A 21,583-nucleotide genomic window follows, 5' to 3' on the forward strand; every position below is an offset into this window, starting at 1 on the left:
ATTGATAGAGATAGCTCATTTTTTAGCGGCCTACGGTCTCGCTTGGTTACTTAAACCCTGATCGGCGCTTTAATACCCAGCTTCGGCGGGCAATTTTAACCAACGATCAAGCCATCCGACGCTGTAGTATAAAATCGCAGGCGTGCCCCAGCCGCGTTCACAAACGCCGCTAACGGACTCTGGGCGCCCGCTAGCTAAAGGAAAGGTCGGAGGTAGCGAATAGTCAAAATACATCGAGCGTTGAAACGTTAGTGAATAAAACGGAATGTCCTGCTCTTGCCGCAAAAATATACCAATATTGTGAATTTCTGGATCTAGCGGAGAAGTGTATGCCAACGGTGCAAAGCCATAAAAATCAAGGCCGAAACACGTACTCAACAGACGGAAAAAGCAACTCCCACTATTAATTAACGCTCAATGAGAGGCCTAAATAGTCGTCATTTTGCGGCCTTCATAATTATACCAACTACATAAGCGTTATTTTCAGCAAAGTAGATAATCGCCAAATAGTGTTATTTTTGTGCTGACATAACTCCATCGACCGAGAGAAATTACGGAAATTTTGAGAAAAAAAACGCGCCATAGGCGCGAAAAGTAATGCGGGACAACAGACCTGACAGACAGCAATGGACCTCCCTAGCCCAAGCGGTCACCCACATTGACAATCTTAATGGTGTTAGTGCCACCATGAACGTTGTTGTAATCCCCTTTTGAGAGAATCACCCAATCCCTTTCTGCAACCAAGCCGCGACGCAGCAGTTCGGAAACCACACTCTCGTTTATTTTGTCTGCGGGCACATCGGCAACTTGGTAGCTTATTGGTATAACGTTGCGATACAAAGCCACGCGACTTTCGGTTTTCGCGTTCGGTGTAAACGCAAATACCGGTATATCGGAGAAAATACGGGTCATTAGCAGCGGTGTATTTCCGGTTTCCGTTAAGCTGATAATCACGGTCACGCCTTGCATATGGTTGGCAATATACATCGCCCCCATGGCAACGGACTCATCGGCCGCAACAAAGTTTTCATGCAAGCGGTGCGACGACACCCGCGATTCAGGATGTTTTTCTGCGCCGAGGATAACCCGATCCATCGCCGCAACCGCCTCAACAGCGAAGCGCCCCGCTGCAGTCTCGCCGGAGAGCATCACCGCGTCGGTACCATCTAAAACAGCGTTAGCCACATCAAATACTTCGGCACGGGTCGGCAGCGGACTGTCGATCATACTCTCCATCATTTGCGTTGCGGTGATTACCACTTTCTGTAATGCGCGACTGCGCTTTATCAAATACTTCTGCACACCAATCAAGGCAGCGTCGCCAATTTCCACCCCAAGGTCACCACGAGCAACCATCACCACATCTGAGGCGCGAATAATATCGTCTAGCAGATCGAGATCGGCCACGGCTTCAGCCCGCTCAATCTTGCTTACAATGCCGGCTTTGCCGCCAGCATTAATAAGTGCTTTGCGGGCGCGGTGCAAGTCGTCTGGACTGCGCACGAATGATACGGCGAGATAGTCCACGTCGATCTCGGCCGCGAGCAAAATATCGGCAAAATCCTTTTCAGTCAGCGCGCTGGCCGCTAGACCGCCACCTTCCAAATTAATGCCTTTGTTGTTCGAAAGACTGCCACCCACGATGACCTGTGTAATAATTTTAGATCCTAATTTTCGCTCTACCTCCAGCACTATGCGACCGTCGTCCAACAGTAGCCTGTCACCAATTGCGACTTCATCAGGCAGGCTAGTGTAATCAAGACCTACGCCGTCAATGCTGCCACCGTCACTCGGCAGGCTCGCATCCAGAGTAAAAATTTGACCGTTTTCAAGTGTTACTGATCCTGCAGAAAAACGCGATATTCGGACTTTAGGGCCCTGCAAATCACCCAGCACAGCGACACTCCGACGATGCTGTTTTGCCAGCGCCCTAACCTCTTCGGCGCGACGACGATGGTCGGCTGGGCAGCCGTGAGAAAAATTAAGCCGAACCACATTGGCACCAGCAAGTATTAGCTTTTCTAGCACGCCTTCGCCGTCGGTAGCTGGGCCTAGGGTGGCAACAATCTTGGTGCGGCGAATCATGCGGCGTGACTTCCTTTGCTGTTTACTGCAGGTTTTGCCGCAGCCATCAACGCTAAGCAGTTATCCAGCATTCGATTTGAGAAACCCCACTCATTGTCGTACCACGCCATGACTTTCACCATTCGGCCATTTACCCGAGTCTGTAATGAATCAAATATAGACGATGCTGGCTGGTGATTAAAATCAATCGACACTAACGGCGCATCGTTGTAAACCAAAATACCCGACATAGCGCCGTCGGCCGCCGCTCTAATCAGGCTATTAACTTCTTCTATTGAGGTGTCGCGGCTGGCCAGGAAATTGAAATCAACTAAGGAGACATTAATGGTTGGTACCCGCACCGCCATGCCATCCAATTTACCCGCCAACTCGGGAAGCACCAAGCCAACAGCCTGAGCAGCGCCAGTCTTGGACGGAATCATCGACTGGCTCGCCGCACGCGCCCTATAAAGATCGGCGTGGTAAACATCATGTAAGTTTTGGTCATTGGTAAAGGCGTGAATCGTGGTCATGGAGCCCCGTTCAATACCAAGGCCGTCGTTAAGCACTTTGGCAACAGGTGCGAGGCAATTTGTTGTGCATGATGCGTTAGAAATCACCTCACTGCGCGCATTTAACACCTGGTCGTTTACGCCGTAGACAACGGTTGCATCCACGCCGCTGGCGGGCGCCGATACAATAACTTTGCGTGCCCCAGCACGGATATGTGCAGCGGATTTGTCCCGAGACGTAAACAAGCCGGTACATTCAAAAACCACATCAATGGCCAGATCGTCCCACGGCAATTTCGCGGGATCGCGCTCAGCAAAGGTAAGGATTCGATCACCGTTCACCATTAAGGCGCCCTCGGCCGTTTCGACCCTCCCATTGAAGCGCCCGTGCACAGAATCGTAGCGTGTCAGATGAGCATTTGTGGTGTTGTCGGCGAGATCGTTAATTGCCACTAGCTCTACAGAATCGCTATAGCCAGACTCATAGAGAGCACGAAGAATGTTTCTGCCTATACGGCCATAACCATTTATTGCAGCGCGGATCTTCATAGCCAATACCTTTACCGAACGTGTTAATGTTATTTAATTACAAGATAACACCTACAAAAGACAATTAAAACAATTTAATGTAATGCAATTACACAAATTATAGTATAGGCATCTCGAAGTCTTTGGATAAGATCACCAGCTTGTTGAAAACATTAGTGTTTCAGGTAATGCTGCGCTCCGTGGCATATTTATCTTCGCGGTCGACCGCCGCCAAACACCGGAATTTAGATAATGAACATTCTGCATTTAATCAAAGTTCAGCGTGATCAGCTCAGTAAAGCCGAGGCCAAGGTCGCAGATGAAATTTTGGCGGCGCCCGAAGAGGCGATGAATATGGCAACCGCCGAGCTTGCTAGCCGTGCGGGAGTAAGTGACCCTATGGTGTCGCGCTTTTGCCGCAGCGTGAGCTGCAACAGCTTTCCAGAGCTTAAAGTGCAACTTGCTAAAGCCCTAGCCCACCGCGCCAGCTTTATCAGTGAAGCGGTGTCAAAAGGTGATACAGCCCATACCGTTATCGAAAAACGCATTAACTCCAATCAAGCGGCACTTGAATATTTGCGTAGTCACCTCGACACTCAATCGATAGATGCCGCGGTTAAAGCCATGAGCGGTGCGCGGCAAATTATTATTGCAGGCATGGGCGGAGCCGCCGCCATCGCCAAAGATGCGCAACATAAACTATTTCGTCTTGGGATTCCCACCGTGGCCTACGACGACCATCTAATGATGCGAATGGCTGCCGCTGGCGCTTCGTCAAAAGACTGTTTTTTAATATTCTCAGTAACCGGCCGCACCAACGCGATGATTGAAATAGCCGAATTGGCGAAACAAAGCCAAGTGACCCTGATCACTATTACTAATCCCGATTCGCCATTAGCCAAACTGGCCGATATCACCATTACTTCCGGTGACGAGCTGGAAGACACTACCATTTACGTACCAATGACCACTCGAATTATTATCTTAACCATCATCGATATAATAGCAACGGCCTTAGCCCTCGCTCAGGGCCCCGCCGCCGAAGCCCAACTAACAAAAGTGAAACACAGCCTCGATACTACCAAGCGTAAGGCAAGCGCTGAGCGCAAAACCTCAAAAAACAGTAAGCCCTAAATCCATTACGCCGCCAGTCCCGCAGCCATGCGTGACAGGCGTTCTATTTCTGCCCAATCGCCCGCCGCTATCGCCGCTTTATCCAGCATCCAGGTACCGCCAACACAGGCAACATTGGCCAAGCTAAGATATTCCATCACGTTATCGGGATTTATGCCGCCCGTTGGACAAAAGCGCAATTGTGGCAATGGCCCTAATATCGACTTCAACATGGGCACCCCGCCCGCAGCCTCAGCCGGGAAAAATTTTAGGTGGCGCTGGCCCTGCTCGAGCAATAACATTGCCTCGCTCGGACTATTCACCCCTGGCAACAAGGGAATACCTTCGGCGCGAGCGGCTTCAAGCAGCGTCAATGTACAGCCCGGACTTACTAAAAATTCCGCACCTGCTTCCTTGGCATTGCGCACGTCTTCAGCGGTAACTACCGTACCGGCACCAACCACTGCATCAGGTAATGCCTTGCGAATAGCACTAATGGCCGCCAAACCAAACTCTGTTCGCAAAGTAACCTCAAGTACTTTAAGGCCGCCGTTGTAAAGCGCAGTTGCCAGTGGCACTGCGTCTTCTGCACGATCAATAACAATAACCGGAATGACTGGGCACAGATCCATAATTTCATCTAAGTTGCGCATTTTTAATTTCCACTATTCAAAATAAAAAAGGTATTTACGGGGCCCAATACACATCCACATCCACATCCACATCGGTATTTAACACTGCGCTGACCGGTGTCGACATAAAGTCGCTGCTGGCCTTTGCTGCGCAATACACCGCATATTTTTCACTGCCAGTAATAAGCAAAATTCGCTGCCGAGCCGCCAACAAATAAGGCAACGTTAAGCTCATACGCTCAGTGTGGGCGCCAGTCACTTCACTCTGCTGCGCGTGTATTACCGCGCAACGTGCATCGCCTGACGACATTGCATGAGCCAGCCCTGCGCCGTAGGGAAACAGCGATGCGGTGTGACCGTCACTGCCCATTCCTAACAGGCACACATCAGCCTTAGGCGGTAGCGCAGCAAACCACGTTTCGCAGTCTTGCAACCCTGCTTCAGCTGAGTGAGCCGCCGTTTTCATACCAATAAACCTCGCTGCTGCAGCGCAGCTCTGCAACAAGGACCGGCGGATAAACGCCTCATTGCTCGCAGCGTGCTCTTGCGTCACCCAGCGCTCATCGACAAGCGCCACTACGACCTTAGACCAATCGAGCTGACGCTCCGCAAGTGCTTCATAAACCGCTTGTGGACTACTTCCACCCGATACCAGAAAACTTGCTGAGCCTCGCTCGATAATCGCCTCATTAAGCAGCTCACTAATGTGATGCACCACGGCTGTCACTAAGGATTGTCGCTCGTTAAAGCAATACTCGACCGCCGCCATTAATGCTGCTCTCCAGCGTTAAACCATTTAAAACCATCTTCGGCGAGTAGCTCGTCAGATTCCTCTGGCCCCCACGTTCCAGCCCTATACAAATGAGGATCCTGAGCATCCGATTGCCAGGCATCAATAATTGGATCTATCCAAGCCCAGGCATGGGCCACTTCATCGCGATGAATAAACAAGCTCGGGTTGGCCGACACCGCATCGAGAATTAAGCGCTTATAGGCGTCGCTTTTAAACTTTTTATAGGTGTCGGAAAAATTAAGATTGAGGGTGGCGGGCTGCAGACGCATATCCAAGGTGTCGAGATCTTTGGCCATCATAGTGAGCTGAATGCTTTCTTCTGGCTGCAATCTAATAACTAAGCGGTTGGGCGCCAAGGCACCCGCATCACGATCGTAAACGCGATGAGAAACTTCTTTGTATTGAATTACAATCTCGGCACAACGCTGCTTCATGCGCTTGCCGGTACGCAGGTAAAATGGCACCCGCGCCCAGCGCCAATTGTCGACATAGGCGCGCAGGGCCACAAAGGTTTCGGTATTGCTCTGCGCCTCGGCCAACTCTTCAAGATAGCCGGGCACCAATTTCCCTTTATGGTTGCCGGCAACGTATTGGCCACGCACGGTATGCCGTTTTACGTCGTCACCGCGCATTGGTCGCAAAGACTCTAATACTTTTACTTTTTCGGCGCGGATACTGCTGGCTTTCATCTTGTGGGGCGATTCCATAGCCACCAAACACAGTAACTGAAGCAGATGGTTTTGCACCATATCGCGTAGCGCACCAGCTTCATTGTAAAAACCGGCGCGCCCTTCCAAGCCAACGGTTTCAGAGATGCTAATTTGAACATGGTCAATGGATTTGGCGTCCCACAATTGTTCAAAAATAACATTGGTAAACCGCAACGCCATTAAGTTTTGAACAGTTTCTTTGCCTAGGTAATGATCGATGCGGTAGATAGCCGATTCATCAAAATAGCGGGCAATCTCCTCATTAATCGCATTGGCTGTATCCGCGTTATAGCCCAGAGGCTTCTCCACCACCACACGGCTACGCTCATCGACTAACTTATACTTAGCAAGGTTCTGGCAGCAAACGCCAAAAATAGCGGGCGGAATGGCTAAGTAATACACCCGCACCCGCTGGCGATATTCGTTTAATAGCTCGGCCATTGTCTGCCAAAAAGCACCCGACTCAGTAATATCAAGCTCTACCGGATACACATGTTCAATAAACGCTTGCGCCGCCTCTGTTCTGTACTCGCCTTCAGCTAAGTACTCCTGCAGGGCCTCATCAGCGTGCTGCAGGTATGCCGACTGCTCTTGCGCATTTCGGCAACAGGCAATCACCCTTGAACTAGCGGGCAATTTGTCCTCGCAATAACTGCGATACAGCGCGGGAATAAGCTTACGAAACGAGAGATCGCCAGCACCACCAAAAATGACAATATCAAAGGGCTCTGTCATACCATTTCCTAATTATTTACGAGGTCAGTCACCAACAAGGGCGCATAACCGAAGGCTTCCTAGCAACCGTGGGCAACTACATATCCATTACCGACGCACCGTGTTCGGCATCACTCACTAATTTTCTAAAACAAGAGAATAACTCGCGCCCCATACCCTCTTGATGGCCACCAGCGTAAATCGCTACCGGCCGCTCGAACACAGATTCGTCAAGTACCCGCAAGACACTGCGCTCGGCGTCGAACTCGATCATATCGCCGTCACGCAACCGCGCTATTGGGCCACCATCGAGGGCCTCTGGGCTCAAATGAATTGCCGCAGGCACCTTGCCCGACGCCCCAGACATACGACCATCGGTTACCAGAGCAACCTTGTAGCCACGGTCCTGCAACACACCAAGCAATGGCGTTAGCTTGTGGAGCTCAGGCATACCATTCGCCTTGGGCCCTTGAAAACGCACTACGGCAATAAAATCGCGATTAAGATCACCAGAATCAAAGCGGGCCTTCATTTCATCTTGGTCATTAAAAATAACCGCAGGCGCCGTTAAGACTCGATACTCAGGCTTGACTGCCGAGGTCTTAATCACCGAGCGACCAAGATTACCCTGCAACAAGCGCAAGCCCCCTTCTTTGCTAAAGGGCTTTTCGACTGTGGCGATAATCTCTGCCTCCAAACTGACTGTCGGCCCATCGCGCCATACTAAACTACCATCCTGATCTAAAAAGGGCTCTTTGCAATAACGCCGCATGCCACCTGCACCAGCGACCGTGCTCACATCGTTATGAAGCAGGCCGTTATCCAGCAATTCTTTAATTAATAGCGGCATGCCGCCGGCAGCCTGAAAATGATTTACATCGGCGAGGCCATTAGGGTAAATCCGGCACAACAAGGGCACCACTTCCGACAGCTCGGCCATGTCTTGCCAATTAATAATTACCCCGGCTGCGCGGGCAATGGCGACGAGGTGGATGGTGTGATTCGTAGAACCACCGGTTGCCAACAAGCCAATAATGCCGTTGATAATGCTCTTTTCATTAATCATTTCACCGAGTGGCAAAAACTCCGGCGATAGCGGCGACAATGTATTCAGCGTAGCAACCGCCGCCTTGGTCATTGCTTCGCGCATCGGCGTGCCCGGATTAATAAACGAACTGCCGGGCAACTGCATGCCCATAATTTCCATGAGCATTTGGTTGCTATTTGCGGTGCCGTAAAATGTGCAGGTACCGGCGCTGTGATAAGACTCACTTTCCGCCTTGAGCAATTCCGCTCGCCCTACCTTACCTTCGGCGTAAAGCTGGCGAATACGGCTTTTCTCGGCGTTGGGCAGCCCCGACTCCATCGGCCCTGCGGGTACAAACAAACAGGGCAAATGCCCAAAGGCCAGCGCACCAATTGCCAAGCCAGGTACAATCTTGTCGCACACACCAAGACATAAAACGCCATCAAACATATCGTGAGAAAGTGCAACGCCAGCCGCCATCGCAATATTGTCGCGACTAAAAAGCGACAGTTCCATGCCCTCTCGCCCCTGGGTCACGCCGTCGCACATCGCCGGCACACCACCAGCGAACTGAGCTACGGCGCCCAACTCGCGAGCCGCCGCTTTAATTTGCGCGGGGTAATCCTGAAACGGCTGGTGGGCCGACAACATATCGTTATAAGAAGAGACTATGGCAAAGTTCGCCGCGCGATCTATCGCCAGTGCAGACTTGTCGTGAGCATCTGAAGCGGCAAAACCGTGCGCTAAATTACCGCAGGATAAATGCCCCCGCGACACCCCAGGGCGATGGGCGCGACGAATTTTCTCAAGATACGCTTGCCGACTTGCTGCACTGCGCTCGATTACCGCTTGGGTGACCTTGTTGATAACTTCGTTAAGCACGCTATTTATCCTCACTGGGTCAGCCTTCCATCGTCATATGGCAAGGCTACACTGGATCAAATCTAAATTAACTAAATTAACTAATATACACGAAAAACTACTAAAAAAATTTAAATGTAATTTTATTACAAAACAGCTTATGTAACTAGCATATTGAATTAACACACCTCCGCAGACAGGCGCGCCAAGAGGGCTTCAGTCGAGGGATCGTGCCGCTCGCCAACTGAATCCTCACCGCACATCTCCCTACATATCCGCGATGCCAACTGTTTGCCTAACTCTACACCCCATTGATCAAAGGAGTTAAGCCCCCAAATAACACCTTGGCAAAATACCTTATGCTCATAAAGCGCGATTAGGCTGCCAAGTACTTTTGGACTCAGCTCTGGTATTAACAAGCAATTGCTAGGCCGGTTACCCGGCATTGTCTTATGCGCGACAAGTAAATCGAGCTTATCTGGCGCCAGCGAGCACTCGGCAAGTTCCGCTCGAAGCTGCTCCGCTGATTTACCGCACATCAAAGCCTCGGCTTGTGCCACTGCATTAGCGACAAGTATTTGGTGCTGCTCGGCATGTTCTGGCGCCTCGTGCGAAGTCGGAACAAGAAAATCACAGGGAATGAGATCCTGGCCTTGATGAATTAATTGGTAGAAAGCGTGCTGCCCATTCGTGCCCGGCTCACCCCAGATCACCGGTCCCGTTGCCCAGCTTGCCGGAGCACCATCTTTTTGAATCGACTTACCGTTACTCTCCATATCCAATTGCTGCAAATAGGCAGGTAAGCGCGCTAAACGCTGGCTATACGGCAGCACAGCATAGCTTTGCGAGTTAAAAAATTGACGGTACCAAATACCCAGTACTGCCAGAACGAGCGGCATATTCTCTTTCAGTGGTGCCGACCGGAAGTGCTCATCCATTTCCTCAGCACCTGCCAACAACTCGTCAAACGCCTCAGGGCCAATCGCGATTGCGATTGGCAGCCCCACTGCAGACCACAGTGAATAGCGCCCGCCCACCCAATCCCAAAAACAGAATATGTTCGCGTCCAGATAACCAAGCGCCTTGGCTACGCTCGGGCGTGCAGTAACGGCAAGCATATGCTGCTGCAAACTATTATCGTCCACAGCCAAATCTAATCCCGCAGCCAACCACCGCTTTGCCAGTCCCGCATTAGCCAAGGTCTCTTGGGTTGTGAAGGTCTTCGACGCGACAATAAACAAAGTAGTGGCAGGGTTTAAATCAGACAAAATATCGCAAATCAGCACCGGATCAACATTAGATACAAAGTGCATTTTAGGGCCACTGCGACCATAAGGCGCTAGCGCTTGCGTCACCATCGCAGGGCCAAGGTCCGAGCCACCGATGCCGATATTAACAACGTCACGAATCACCTCGCCGGTGGCACCCAGCCACTGGCCATTGCGCACCACGCGAGCGCAATCAGCAAGGCGCTGCCGCTGCTCGCGTATCGCTGGCATAACATTGACGCCCTCTGCCGCAATCGAATCCGGACCGCTATAACGCAAAGCTGTGTGCAAAACAGCTCGGTCTTCAGTGTTGTTAATAGCCTGACCAGTAAACATTGCCTCTCTCGCTGAACTAAGCCCTGAAGCCGCCGCCAGTTCAAAAAGATGATCTAAGGCCTCGTCATCAATGCGATTTTTTGAGTAGTCAAGAAAGAGATTTGCCGCAGCAAGGGAATAGCGCTCAACCCGCCGCGGATCCTGCGCGAATAAATCACGCATATGTATCGATTCCAGCCGCGAGAAATCCTGCTGGAGCACCGGTAAAAACGCCCTATTAACTAACGAAACCGACATATGGGTAATTTCCTATAATATTAAATTTAGATATGGATGCTTATTATTAGTTAGCGTTCTCGGCATCTCTATCTATGCAGGATTAATAAATTTCTGAATTTCGTGAATTGAAATTTTGGGCGTTGCTCCATGATTCTGCGCTACCAACGCACCAACCGCACATGCAAAATCAACAGCATATTGCGCATCTTTGCTAACACTTAACTGATAAATCAACGAGGCTAGAAAAGAATCTCCCGCGCCAACGGTATCCACTACATTAATTAAAAAACCGGAGTTGTAGTAGGTTTTGTCACCTACTTTAAGCAGGGCGCCGTGCCGGCCCTTAGTGACGCATATATTAGAGGTATTTGTTTTATTCGCTATAAATTCAATATTCTGTTCCAAGGAATTAAATTTCGACCCCATTGCACCCGCAATTTCAAATAACTCATCATCATTAAGCTTTATAAAATCGGCTACGTTCATCAGCTCTACTAGAGTATCAAGCGCATAGTGTGGTTTTCGCAGGTTAACGTCAAAAACTTTGTAAACAGAACATTTGACTAACTGCCGCAAGGTATTGAGGGAAACCTCGCTGCGCGCGACCAAACTTCCAAAAACAAATATATCTGACGACGCAACACGCTCGGCAATCTTAGGTGTTAGTTCAATATTATCCCAAGCAGTATCTGTAGCAATCTCGTACGTTGCCGACCCACCCTTATCGAGAATAACCTCAACAGTACTTGTTTTTTTATTCGGATTAACTATTACTAAGCCAGAATCTAAGCCGCGTTCTTTTATATCGCTTAACAACTCATCGCCCAACGCATCGCTACCAACTGCGCTTAATATATGTGCATCTACTCCCAACGCTTTTAAGCGCAGGCAAACATTGAGAGGCGCACCACCTAAGCGTTTGCCACTATCAAAATAGTCCCAGAGCACCTCACCAAAACAACTTACGACAAGCGCTCCAGATGATTTTCTGTCAACAATTAAACCTGACATCAGCTCACCTCTTCAGCTACAATTCTGTGTTTTTCCGAGAGAACACGATTCATGATTTCTCGTATGTCACTCGAGGACGAATACAAGGAATCAATTGCTTTCGTATAATTAAAAGTAAACTCGCTATTCTCAACTAGATTTCCAAACAAATGACGATTTCTCAAAAATGAAAGCTTATCTTCAGCGGTTTTTTGCGCATACGCAGCCAACTCTGCAGCCATTGCATCTTGAATAGTTATCGCTAGCTGGCCTTGATTAAGCGCTTTATCGCTGTAAAAACACCAAGCCGCTATGACTAAAATCGCGAGAGATGAATCTCGCCCCTTGTCTATGTTTTCGAAAATAGAAGACAGCAAAAACTTGGGTAGCTTAGCGGAGCTCTCAGAGCAAATACGAACCAGACTGTCTTTAATATTTGGGTTCGCAAAGCGCTCAATAAGAGTGTCTTTGTAACCATCTAAATCGATTCCATCTAGATCATCCAGCAAAGGCGTTACTTCTAGATCCATAAACGCACGTAAGTACTGAGCGAAACACACATCAGACACCGTTTCGTCTATCGTTTCATAGCCATAAATAGAGCCAAGCAAACCAAGGACAGAATGCCCAGCATTCAGTAGCCGGATCTTCATTTTCTCAAATGGCGTAACATCACTCACAAACTGAGCACCGACTAGGTCCCAATTCGGACGGCCGCAGCAAAAATCATCCTCAATGACCCATTGCGAAAATGATTCGCAGGTAATTGGCCATTGGTCAATTACCTGAAAGGTGTTTTCTACGTAAGCAATATCTAACTTGCTTGTTACTGGTGTAATGCGATCCACCATCGCATTCGGAAAAGAGACGTTTTCTTCTATCCATTGACTTAAGCTAGGATCTAGCCGCTCAGCCAACGCCGTTATCATTTTCCGCGTGATCGCCCCATTATGTTGAATATTGTCACAAGACTGTACGGTGAATGCGCCTAGGCCACTGACCATACGTTTTTTCAAGGCCGCAATGATATAAGAAAATGCTGTTCTTGGGTCATTTGGATTCTGAATGTCATGGCGAACATCGTCATTATCAAAATCAAACTCACCGGTCTCGGGATGGATATGATAACCACCTTCAGTAATGCTTAAAGAGACAATTTTGGTATCACTATGCGCTAATTTATCAATTACTTTTTGCTTATCTTCCGGTGCAAAAATAAAATCGATCATTGACCCGATAATCTTATTGTCAATTGTCCCGTTTGGATGACGAACTACCAAAGAATAGAGGTAATCTTGTTTGACGAGGATATCCCGCAAGTCACGATTACAATCCAGCAAACCAACGCCACATATTCCCCACTGTTCTGAACCCGGAGACTTCAATAGCTCGTTAAGATATGCAGCTTGGTGCGAGCGATGAAAGCCACCCACACCAATATGAACAATTCCCGCCTTAAGCTGACTGCGATCATATATCGGAACATCAATATGGCTAGGCAATCTCGCCAATATCGACGAATTCAAGAATCCTTTATTCACTTGTTCGTGCGGTGCAGTATTCATATTCTACGCTCTACAAATAAGTTGATAACTAACAAATATTCATTCTTTGGCACATTGCAAAATCGCTGAAAGCATTAAGCATTAAGCATTAAGCTTTTTTTGACGGCGCAATGAAGTATAGGCGCTGCCAAAATAGGCAATAGTGAAAATAAAGCAATAAGTCTCAAACTGAGATTTGTTAATTCTGTAAATTTCCATACTGGAACTAAAGAACATAACCTGGCAGGCGAATCCAGCAATAATAAGCAATGAAATTACGGATACCGCATTGAGAACTTTACTTACGACACTGGTATCAACCACAAAATCTTGATCATGAATAGCTTGTGCATCTTGAAACTCAACTATTTGCTGTTGCTCAAGTGCTTCTGCTGCTATCTCTTCACTATAATTCCTGTCCGCACCGTATTTTTTAGCCAACAAGGTATAAGTAACAATGGTGAACATCCACGTTGGGATAAACAAATAGTAGAAAGACATAACGTCGAGAGCATTCAATCCAAAACCAAAAATTAGTGCCAAAGCCCAAGAGCCTATGGCGGGCACACTTCGAGAAATATTCTGGTATTTCGCCCAATATCTGGTTAAGCCAATTTTTGGGAACAAAACGTGTTCAGCAAACACAATCCCACCAACAGGAACAACCAATAGCCCTGCATACGTCAACAGCGGTAACATCTGCGAGAATACAAAGGGAAAGCAGGCGATAATAACGGTTACAACACCAACAACTGCGGTAGTTTTTTCTCTGGAATGATTAACAAAAATGGATTGCGCAGCCAAACCAGCGCGATACAAGTTGGCATTAGCGGTAGTCCAGCCCGCGATAATGATAATGACAAATCCTGTTAAGCCCAGCGCGTGATAAGCAACATCGCCCGGATCCAAACTGGTAATCGTAGTTTTCAGAAGAACAGCGGCACCAGCGCCCATAATTCCTGCCGAAATCCACGCTATATAATGCCCGAAAAACATCCCTACACCAGACAGCAAGCCATAGCGCTTGCGCTTGGCAAAGCGAAATATTGCCATGTCGATCAGGCCGAAATGCGTAATCGAATTAGCCGCCCAAGCGAATCCGATAACCTCTAGCAACCCAATACCCTTCTCGCCACTTCCGGTAAACCCGGTCCAAATGGAACTATCGCCTATCGCAATAAAATCTGACCAATTTGTAATTGTCGTATCCCCCAGCACATGGAAGGACAATCCAGGGAATAGATTGAAAGAGCCGGCAATGAAGATGACAAATAGCCAGGGAGCACAGATCTTAGAAAAGTCGGCGACGGTTGAGAAGCCGTACATAGCAACTAGAACAACAATTGAACCCATTGCGATAACAATAAGAACAAACCAAAAACTACTAGGATACCAATTGAGTTGCGCAGGTATATTGAACAAAAATCTAACAGCGGTGGACGAAACCGTGATCATCGCCGCAGATATCACTGAGAAAATAGCGACGTTCGCCCAGTTATAGAGTTTTGTCATCGAGTTGCCGGCGATCTTGTTTAAGTAATTATATAAACTCAAGCGCGTTTCTACTGCAATTGGTGCGGTTAACAACCACCACGAACACATTGCCAACAGATTACCAATCAACAAACCAAGTAAAATATCTTTAGTTGCGGCACCTAAAGCAACAAAGGTTGCACCAATAACAAATTCCGTCGCAGCAACATGTTCGCCAGCATATAAACCAGCGAAATGCTTCCAACCATGTAATTTATTGCTTGCTATAGGTAACTGCTCTTCATTAACGCCACTAAATTTATTATTAAATTGATTACCGGCCATTTCATGCTTTCCTATTCACCAATTATCACCATCGCAAAACTGGTACGTGATAAACGTTTTAAGATAAGAATCGAATGAGTTAAATCTGCAACTATTTTGCTAACTGACATTAGTTAAATCGTTGACAAACTTTACCGTTCGACCTCCCGATACGACTATTTCGACGATAGATTAAGCAAAGCTTTGGCCGTATACTCATTAGTAATCAGAGAATTAATTAATTTCCCTCGCAGAGCGGCATGAATAGCAGCGACTTTGTCCTCTCCTGCAGCAACTCCATATACAGGCTTAGTGGCGTTTACCGTTAAGGGCGCACTCACCACTCTTTTATTGGTTTCGTTCTTAAGGAGTTTGCCATTAGCGTCATACAGCCAGCTGATGACTTCACCTCTTGCTCCGTCATTTATGACAGCATTCAGTTCGTCGTCGTCAATAAACCCATCTATAAATAAAGGGGAACTTGCTGAAATCTGACCTACACCAACAAAGGTCGCGTCGGCTTGTTCAATTAAACTAAATATACTCTTTACTGGTTGCAGGCTATGGAGCATCTTTTTTTCTTGAACAGATGACGCAATAACGGGTAAGGGCATAGGGTAATGTTTGGCATTAACGCGATTTGCCATAGAAACCACAATATCAAATGCCGAGGCGGCGCCGTCTGACATCATATTTCCCAGCATGGAAACAATCTTGTGCTGCTGGCATTGCATTGCCGGGACCTCATCGATACAGGCTTTTAAGGCCCGGCCTGTACCAAATGCAAGAATTTTTGGTGTTTCCGACTTTAGATAGCGCTCTAATATTGCGGCTCCGCACTGGGCTAGTCCGTGATTAGCATTGGGTGAAGCCGGATCGCTTGGAACAACTTCGCAGTCGAGCAGACCAAATTTTTCTTTTAGCTGCTGAGCTAACTCCATGCATTGCGTTATTGGATGCTCTAATCGCACTTTCACCAAGCCTTCACTGACAGCAAGTGCAACTAAACGCTGGGCTGATTGCCGAGAAACGTCCAATTTTTGCGCGATTTCGTCCTGTGTATTTTTAGCAACGTAATAGAGCCATGCTGCACGAGCAGCATCATCAAGCCGCTTTAGTTCAGAATTTGATTTATTATCCATAGTGATGCCCTAATAATTATTTTTCACTTTCACTTATATAATCTGGGTCGACCATCCATTCGCTGACAGCAGTTCTACTAAATCTTTCCAGTGTTTTAACACTGGCTGCTGCGGAAATATTTCTAAAACCGGTGATATAGAGCCGCTAATATGAAGGCCACCTGTGTAATGAATTACCTGCATACCGGCTGATACCGCCGCAGTAACGCCAGCAAGACTATCTTCAATTACTAGGCACTCGCTGGGCGGCACGCCCATCTTTTTCGCGGCATACAAAAATAAATCTGGTGCGGGCTTACCCTGCTTCACCTCGTCAGCGGTAAATACATTGGCAGTGAAAAATTCTGCTAAACCGCTAATACGAAGTGCTTCGCGCGTACGTTCATGGCCACTGCTTGTTGCTAAGCAAAACTCGAGTTTAAGTGCGGACAGCAAGGCTTTAACGCCGTGCGTCGCCTGTAGCTCCCGCCTAAATCGCTCAAGCAGAACAGCGCGATACTCGGCCTCAAATTCCTTCGGTAAATCGACACCGAGATTCCCAAGAACCTTTTCTCTGACTGACGTGAAGCTATACCCGAGAAAATGACGCTGAACATACTGAATATCAATATCGACACCCAGCTCGCGTAATTTTTCAATCAATACCGTTGCGCTAATGATTTCGCTATCAATTAACACACCATCGCAATCGAAAATAATCAACTTTATATTTTTATTCATTGCCATACCTATAACTTTTCGCATCGATAACACCACAAGCTAGGTGCTGCTACGATGATTAAACTCGCTAAACGAAAGCTATCTGCTACCACAACAACTTCGGTCTGGCCATCGCCTGAGCTCAAATGAGCAAAAGCTCAAGTAGTGGGCACATTCCCACAAGTCACCCCTAATGTCAATCATCACTTCACCCCGAGACCCCTGCTTTTGGCTAGTTGAAAGACCGAGGGTTTATCGCCCCCTCCTAAGCGAGATAGCAAACAACACAAACAACCGGACTTAAGGTGTTGATTTTATTTAAATAAAATTTAACCAGCACAAAAATATACGCGTGCACTCCCTGGAAAACTTGACGACGAAAAGGCATGCTGAGAATATGCCCGTAATGAGGGCCAATGCCCAGACTTAATTTCTACGATAAAAATATTACCGCGTAAGCTCACTACACCAGCACGACAAGACAAGACAAGACAAGACAAGACAATAATCAGACCTGCAAAGTCAGGCAAAAAACAAGGTGATTACCATGATAAGAAATCGCGTGAGTCAATTAGCCCATGGTCGCTTAACCCTAGGACTTTCCTGTATAGCACTGGCAAGCCCAACTTTCTCCGCCGAATTTTTCGACGATAAAATTCAAGCCAAATTAATGCTTATGCAGGGTTTCCAAGCAATAGAGGCAAAACCAGGTGCGTTTGAAATACCCAATACCGATATGGCACCGGGCTTCCAACGGCTTCGCTTTAATATTGAGCTAGTTGTTAAAGTTCACGATCACGTTACCGTCTATGTTGACCTCGGCGAAGAACCCAATGATTTCGGCACTGATGACCAGTTTGAAATTTCCCAGGATTTAGGATACATCGACCTAGATATTTTCGGCCTAGCTGGAAGCGCTCAACAAGACCAAAGTTGGCTATTTCGTGCTGGGAACATTGTTTCCACGGTATTTGAGTTCCGGGGCTACTCGGACGGCGCCGCTGTACAAAGCAACCCACTTATTGGGAATTCCCCTATTGACTTTGTAACTGCAGAATCCGGAATTCAAAGTTTGTGGTCACACAAGGTGTCTGATTCGGTAATCACGCAAGTGAATGCCGACATTGGCTTTACAGTACCGACGTTCTTTGAAGACTACAGTGGAGATCGAGGTTTCAACACCTTCGGCCAGCTGTCGCTTAACACGGGTTTCGGTTTAAATTTAGGCCTAGGCTGGTTTATCAGCAGTTTAGGTGACCAAGTCACTAACCGACTCTTTGCCGACGTGCAAACCGCTGGGCTAATTCAAGGCGATGGTGACAACTATAATTTCGCTGCGTCGGGTGCAAGTTCACGCGACACCCACGCTGGCTTACTGCCGGGCTTAGACGCGAATATTTTTCAAATCAACGCTCACTACCAAGCCCGCCCAGGCACCGAATTCCGTGGCTGGGCGGGTATCGCTAAAGATGAATTCAGCTTCGTTGATAGTAATGGCGATCAAACTGTAGCCAGTCAAGCCGTTGCTTATCAAGAGATCGCTAGCGAAATTAACTACTATGCAATCGAGGCCACACAATACCTCACCCTCAACCGCTTATACATTGCATCGCGCTTTAGTTCGGCTATCAACAAAAGTGATAATATTTCTGGCGACAAGGACCTTAATCGCATCCAGCTCGGCCTAGGCTGGTGGCTAACGGACAACACCCTGTTCAAAGCGGAGTACGTCAAACAATCGGAAGGAAATACCTCTGCTGGGCAAATCGGCGCTGATTGGGATGGACTAACGGCAGAACTATCGGTGGTTTTCGACTAATTGCCCTTCGCGCTAACCTCATTGAGACCATGGCGATAGCTAATAGCCAGCTATCGCCGCCATAGACATGGGTAACCGCCCCATTAATCAGTATTTATAATAAACTAATGATTCTGATTAACGCTTACTGCACTTCCCTGGCTTTTCTAGATATTTGCTAGCCCTAAACTTTGTAATTGCCGTCCCATCTCCGCAGTCCTCCTGCGGGAAAGTGTTACACGGACGGTCAATATGAGATGCAAATCTACAACTCGGATGTCCGCTATAGCTTGAAAAATTGGCTGGGTGTTTCACTTCTTTGGGGAGCCATAAAAAAGCCCAGTAATGCCATATCTCAATCATTACGGGGCAATTATCTGAGGAAAAACCAAGCCCCCTACTTCCAATTATTCTATTGGTACGACCCTGTAAAACCTTAAGGGCAGATACTGTCAGTACCCACAATGGTGAAGGTGTTTGAAATAGCCTGATAGGGCTGCGCCTCCGCAGCCATAAAACCAAGGGATGCACCCTCTACCCGCAATCGATAAGTACCGCTTGGTGTATTGATTGGCGTCGTCCAAGTTACTAGACCGGTACCGCCGCTACTAGTCTGCGGGCGCTCTAGTGCAGCAGGGGGTTGCACTAGGGGTTTCCATTCATAGAGTAATTCTGGTGTGCGATCTTCCTCAACGACCAGCCACTCCCCACTTGCCAATTCCTTTTCGACGTAGACGTAGCTCTGCTGAATGCGCAGGTCATTACCGGGATGGCCCACTACAAACTCAGCTTCAAGTACCTCACCGGCAATAATGGAGTTGGGCGGCTGAGTGACAACCGTGCCCGCAGCCCCACTGGGATGAGGTAATTCACGAGGACCGAGCTTCAGTGTTAAATCTGCGCGATCGCCGGGCGCAGGTGGCTCAGATACAGCGGTTTGGCTGCGCATTGCGCGCGCGAGTTTCAAAGATTCTTGCGCGACGGCGGCCTGTGTCCATGGACCATAGAGCGTGGATGCACCTTCGTATTGTTGAGATGAATATTCTTCGCGGGTGGTGAGATAGTGAACGTAATCGTTAACTAGCCCGGCTATAACCACGGTATCGACACCAACCGGTGCCAGCTCTTCGAGGAGCAGCGATCGAATACGGCGGGCTGACATGGTAGTGACTTCCCAGGGTAAACCTAGTAGCGCGAAGTTGCCCACACGGAATAATTGAATCGGTAATTCCGAGCCGCCCCGTGGCAACAAGACTGGTTTTTCGGCCTGGCAAGAGTAGTCCCCTGAAAATGCCAGCAGCTCTGTCGAGTTACACATAACGACGGAAGACAAGGTTTGACCGGGAATTAAATCCTTGGGCCAGCCACCGGGAAAGCCTTCGAGTCGTGATCCGGTCAGCGTCGCAATATCGACCAGAGCCGCGTCGAGAACGGCCGGATCGTCACTGCACTTTAGGCCTTCCTGCGTAGGTCCTGGGCCGTCTTCTGCACCGGCGCCAAAAGATGCGCCGAGAATACCGTCGCAGGTTCTCTTTTCCGCCTCATCTAATTCGGCAGGGTGTTTCAAACTCGCCAGTACGACAGGATCGTCGACGGTAATATCTGTAATGGGAATCCGCAAAAACTGATAATCCACCGGCCCAGTAACCGGCTTGCCGGTGCCATAAAGCTCAATCGCGCGCGCCAGTTGTTTAATGCCGGAAATAGCGTTGGCGTCTAAATCATTTTCACCGCCACCACGCTTGGGACTGGGATAGGGAAACTCTTCAATGGCGATATTGGGTGAGGCATCACCTTCATCGGCTTGGGCGAAGGCGCCCACGAAAGTCCCTGTACCTGGGTCTGCGCGATAGTTGGTGCCCATTAATCGCTCGAAGCCAATCGACGCATAGCCTTTTACATCGCCACTGACATAGTGCTGAGCGGGACCAATGACTGTCGGGTGCACACCGAACCAATTAATCAAGCCCGCAGCGGTGCCGTCTTGGCGATTCAGTTCCAACTGCACCATGCGCTTATTAACGTTGGTTTCTTCGCCGCGCGCGTTTAAAAATAGGCTTCGCTCCGCTTCGGTGTTTTGCTCGTAGGCAGGTTTGGAGCGATTTATATTGGTATTCAGTAACTCACCCGAAGACAAGATGATAGCGGCAGGTTCCGGGTTGGCCAGCAGATTGGCATGCGCTTTAGTGATGGCTTGAACAATGCCACCAGCGATAATAGCCAAGCCATTACCGACGCCGGCCAGCCCAGTGCCGGGATCTGAGTGCGTATGCGTCACCGAGAGCATGACGTTGTTCGCGTTATAGAGGCTGCTGAGCTCTTCGTTGGCAGCAATCTCGGCTAGCACCGCATCGCGAACGCTCGCGCTCATCAATCCAGTGTCAATTGAAACAAACATCACCCGTTTGTTATTGCAGGGGGACGCGATCGCAAACGCTCGGGCATAAACGCGCGAGTGCAGTGCGCTGAACACTTGCTGGGGATTCACCCACGCGAGGCTGGCGGTGTCGGCAATTGGGCCAGTGACATCGTGTAGACCGGTTCCGATCAAATACTCATCGTTACTTGAGCACTGCGCGGGACTACCTATTGCTGCGATGACGTCCACCTCCAAGCGTCCCGGAGCATCTAATCCCTCACCCACAGACCTACGCAGGTCATTCACTACACATTGTGCAGCAGGCTCATCGACTAGCCGTGGCGGTGTCTGGGGCTCGACGGCAACTGCATTGCTATTGTTGTTAGCTCCACCGCCGCAGGCGGCTAACACCAAGCCGAAGATGATCACTAATGCGGGTCTGGTCAGTACCATGCTACTTCACCTAAAGTTTGTGGG

15 protein-coding genes are annotated in these 21,583 nt (G+C 48.6%); 2 read left to right on the forward strand and 13 right to left on the reverse strand.

Annotated elements, in window-relative coordinates; translation table 11 throughout:
- Positions 1–636: 636 nt before the first annotated feature.
- A complete protein-coding gene (gene pyk, locus HNQ57_RS02655; RefSeq protein ID WP_184461062.1) occupies positions 637–2,085 on the reverse strand; it encodes a pyruvate kinase in 1,449 nt (482 codons plus the stop codon).
- Entirely contained in the window at positions 2,082–3,125 is a 1,044-nt protein-coding gene (gap, locus tag HNQ57_RS02660) for a type I glyceraldehyde-3-phosphate dehydrogenase (RefSeq protein WP_184461063.1), read from the reverse strand. Before gap ends, pyk begins: the two co-directional genes overlap by 4 nt.
- 231 nt (positions 3,126–3,356) lie before the next feature.
- Between gap and HNQ57_RS02665 the strand changes: the two genes are divergently transcribed.
- The gene (locus tag HNQ57_RS02665; protein ID WP_184461064.1) at positions 3,357–4,238 is read left to right on the forward strand and encodes an SIS domain-containing protein; all 882 of its coding nucleotides are present in this window, start codon (positions 3,357–3,359) and stop codon (positions 4,236–4,238) included.
- A gap of 5 nt (positions 4,239–4,243) precedes the next feature.
- On the opposite strand, the gene HNQ57_RS02670 is transcribed toward HNQ57_RS02665, so the two are convergent.
- The 10 genes from HNQ57_RS02670 to HNQ57_RS02715 form a co-directional block, all read right to left on the reverse strand.
- Complete coding sequence (locus HNQ57_RS02670) at positions 4,244–4,870, reverse strand: bifunctional 4-hydroxy-2-oxoglutarate aldolase/2-dehydro-3-deoxy-phosphogluconate aldolase (protein WP_184461065.1); 627 nt, start codon at positions 4,868–4,870, stop codon at positions 4,244–4,246.
- A 34-nt stretch (positions 4,871–4,904) separates the two neighbouring features.
- The gene (pgl, locus tag HNQ57_RS02675; RefSeq protein ID WP_184461066.1) at positions 4,905–5,618 is read right to left on the reverse strand and encodes a 6-phosphogluconolactonase; all 714 of its coding nucleotides are present in this window, start codon (positions 5,616–5,618) and stop codon (positions 4,905–4,907) included.
- On the reverse strand, positions 5,618–7,087 hold the full coding sequence (gene zwf, locus HNQ57_RS02680) for a glucose-6-phosphate dehydrogenase (RefSeq protein WP_184461067.1): 1,470 nt from the start codon (positions 7,085–7,087) through the stop codon (positions 5,618–5,620). The genes pgl and zwf overlap by 1 nt, the downstream gene beginning before the upstream one ends.
- Before the next feature lie 76 nt (positions 7,088–7,163).
- Positions 7,164–8,975, reverse strand: coding sequence for a phosphogluconate dehydratase (edd, locus tag HNQ57_RS02685; protein ID WP_184461068.1), 1,812 nt, complete (start codon positions 8,973–8,975; stop codon positions 7,164–7,166).
- Positions 8,976–9,133: 158 nt separating this feature from the next.
- Positions 9,134–10,795: a glucose-6-phosphate isomerase gene (gene pgi, locus HNQ57_RS02690; RefSeq protein WP_184461069.1), complete on the reverse strand. Its 1,662-nt coding sequence runs from the start codon at positions 10,793–10,795 to the stop codon at positions 9,134–9,136.
- Between the two features lie 72 nt (positions 10,796–10,867).
- Positions 10,868–11,788 (reverse strand): carbohydrate kinase family protein, encoded by a 921-nt coding sequence (locus HNQ57_RS02695; protein ID WP_184461070.1) that lies wholly within the window; start codon positions 11,786–11,788, stop codon positions 10,868–10,870.
- Positions 11,788–13,332, reverse strand: a complete 1,545-nt coding sequence (locus HNQ57_RS02700; protein WP_184461071.1) for a mannitol dehydrogenase family protein — start codon at positions 13,330–13,332, stop codon at positions 11,788–11,790. The genes HNQ57_RS02695 and HNQ57_RS02700 overlap by 1 nt, the downstream gene beginning before the upstream one ends.
- Before the next feature lie 81 nt (positions 13,333–13,413).
- Entirely contained in the window at positions 13,414–15,129 is a 1,716-nt protein-coding gene (locus HNQ57_RS02705; protein WP_184461072.1) for a purine-cytosine permease family protein, read from the reverse strand.
- A gap of 155 nt (positions 15,130–15,284) precedes the next feature.
- Positions 15,285–16,250, reverse strand: coding sequence for a sugar-binding transcriptional regulator (locus tag HNQ57_RS02710; protein WP_184461073.1), 966 nt, complete (start codon positions 16,248–16,250; stop codon positions 15,285–15,287).
- A gap of 33 nt (positions 16,251–16,283) precedes the next feature.
- On the reverse strand, positions 16,284–16,970 hold the full coding sequence (locus HNQ57_RS02715) for an HAD family hydrolase (protein ID WP_184461074.1): 687 nt from the start codon (positions 16,968–16,970) through the stop codon (positions 16,284–16,286).
- Between the two features lie 526 nt (positions 16,971–17,496).
- On the opposite strand from HNQ57_RS02715, the gene HNQ57_RS02720 reads away from it, so the two are divergent.
- Positions 17,497–18,768 carry a hypothetical protein gene (locus HNQ57_RS02720; RefSeq protein ID WP_184461075.1) on the forward strand — a complete coding sequence of 424 codons (1,272 nt, stop codon included), beginning with the start codon at positions 17,497–17,499 and terminating at the stop codon, positions 18,766–18,768.
- A 415-nt stretch (positions 18,769–19,183) separates the two neighbouring features.
- On the opposite strand, the gene HNQ57_RS02725 is transcribed toward HNQ57_RS02720, so the two are convergent.
- Positions 19,184–21,559, reverse strand: coding sequence for a neutral/alkaline non-lysosomal ceramidase N-terminal domain-containing protein (locus HNQ57_RS02725; protein ID WP_184461076.1), 2,376 nt, complete (start codon positions 21,557–21,559; stop codon positions 19,184–19,186).
- Positions 21,560–21,583 lie beyond the last annotated feature (24 nt).

It is taken from the genome of Zhongshania antarctica (assembly GCF_014202945.1).
Lineage (GTDB): Bacteria > Pseudomonadota > Gammaproteobacteria > Pseudomonadales > Spongiibacteraceae > Spongiibacter > Spongiibacter antarcticus.

Excerpts from the sequence above, each read along its gene's own strand:
- HNQ57_RS02665 (WP_184461064.1), top strand. The coding sequence starts at position 3,357 with ATGAACATTCTGCATTTAATCAAAGTTCAGCGTGATCAGCTCAGTAAA.
- zwf (WP_184461067.1), bottom strand. The coding sequence starts at position 7,087 with ATGACAGAGCCCTTTGATATTGTCATTTTTGGTGGTGCTGGCGATCTC.
- HNQ57_RS02710 (WP_184461073.1), bottom strand. The coding sequence starts at position 16,250 with ATGGATAATAAATCAAATTCTGAACTAAAGCGGCTTGATGATGCTGCT.
- pgi (WP_184461069.1), bottom strand. The coding sequence starts at position 10,795 with ATGTCGGTTTCGTTAGTTAATAGGGCGTTTTTACCGGTGCTCCAGCAG.
- HNQ57_RS02670 (WP_184461065.1), bottom strand. The coding sequence starts at position 4,870 with ATGCGCAACTTAGATGAAATTATGGATCTGTGCCCAGTCATTCCGGTT.
- HNQ57_RS02725 (WP_184461076.1), bottom strand. The coding sequence starts at position 21,559 with ATGGTACTGACCAGACCCGCATTAGTGATCATCTTCGGCTTGGTGTTA.
- HNQ57_RS02720 (WP_184461075.1), top strand. The coding sequence starts at position 17,497 with ATGATAAGAAATCGCGTGAGTCAATTAGCCCATGGTCGCTTAACCCTA.
- pyk (WP_184461062.1), bottom strand. The coding sequence starts at position 2,085 with ATGATTCGCCGCACCAAGATTGTTGCCACCCTAGGCCCAGCTACCGAC.
- HNQ57_RS02700 (WP_184461071.1), bottom strand. The coding sequence starts at position 13,332 with ATGAATACTGCACCGCACGAACAAGTGAATAAAGGATTCTTGAATTCG.
- gap (WP_184461063.1), bottom strand. The coding sequence starts at position 3,125 with ATGAAGATCCGCGCTGCAATAAATGGTTATGGCCGTATAGGCAGAAAC.
- HNQ57_RS02705 (WP_184461072.1), bottom strand. The coding sequence starts at position 15,129 with ATGGCCGGTAATCAATTTAATAATAAATTTAGTGGCGTTAATGAAGAG.
- HNQ57_RS02715 (WP_184461074.1), bottom strand. The coding sequence starts at position 16,970 with ATGAATAAAAATATAAAGTTGATTATTTTCGATTGCGATGGTGTGTTA.
- HNQ57_RS02695 (WP_184461070.1), bottom strand. The coding sequence starts at position 11,788 with ATGTCAGGTTTAATTGTTGACAGAAAATCATCTGGAGCGCTTGTCGTA.
- pgl (WP_184461066.1), bottom strand. The coding sequence starts at position 5,618 with ATGGCGGCGGTCGAGTATTGCTTTAACGAGCGACAATCCTTAGTGACA.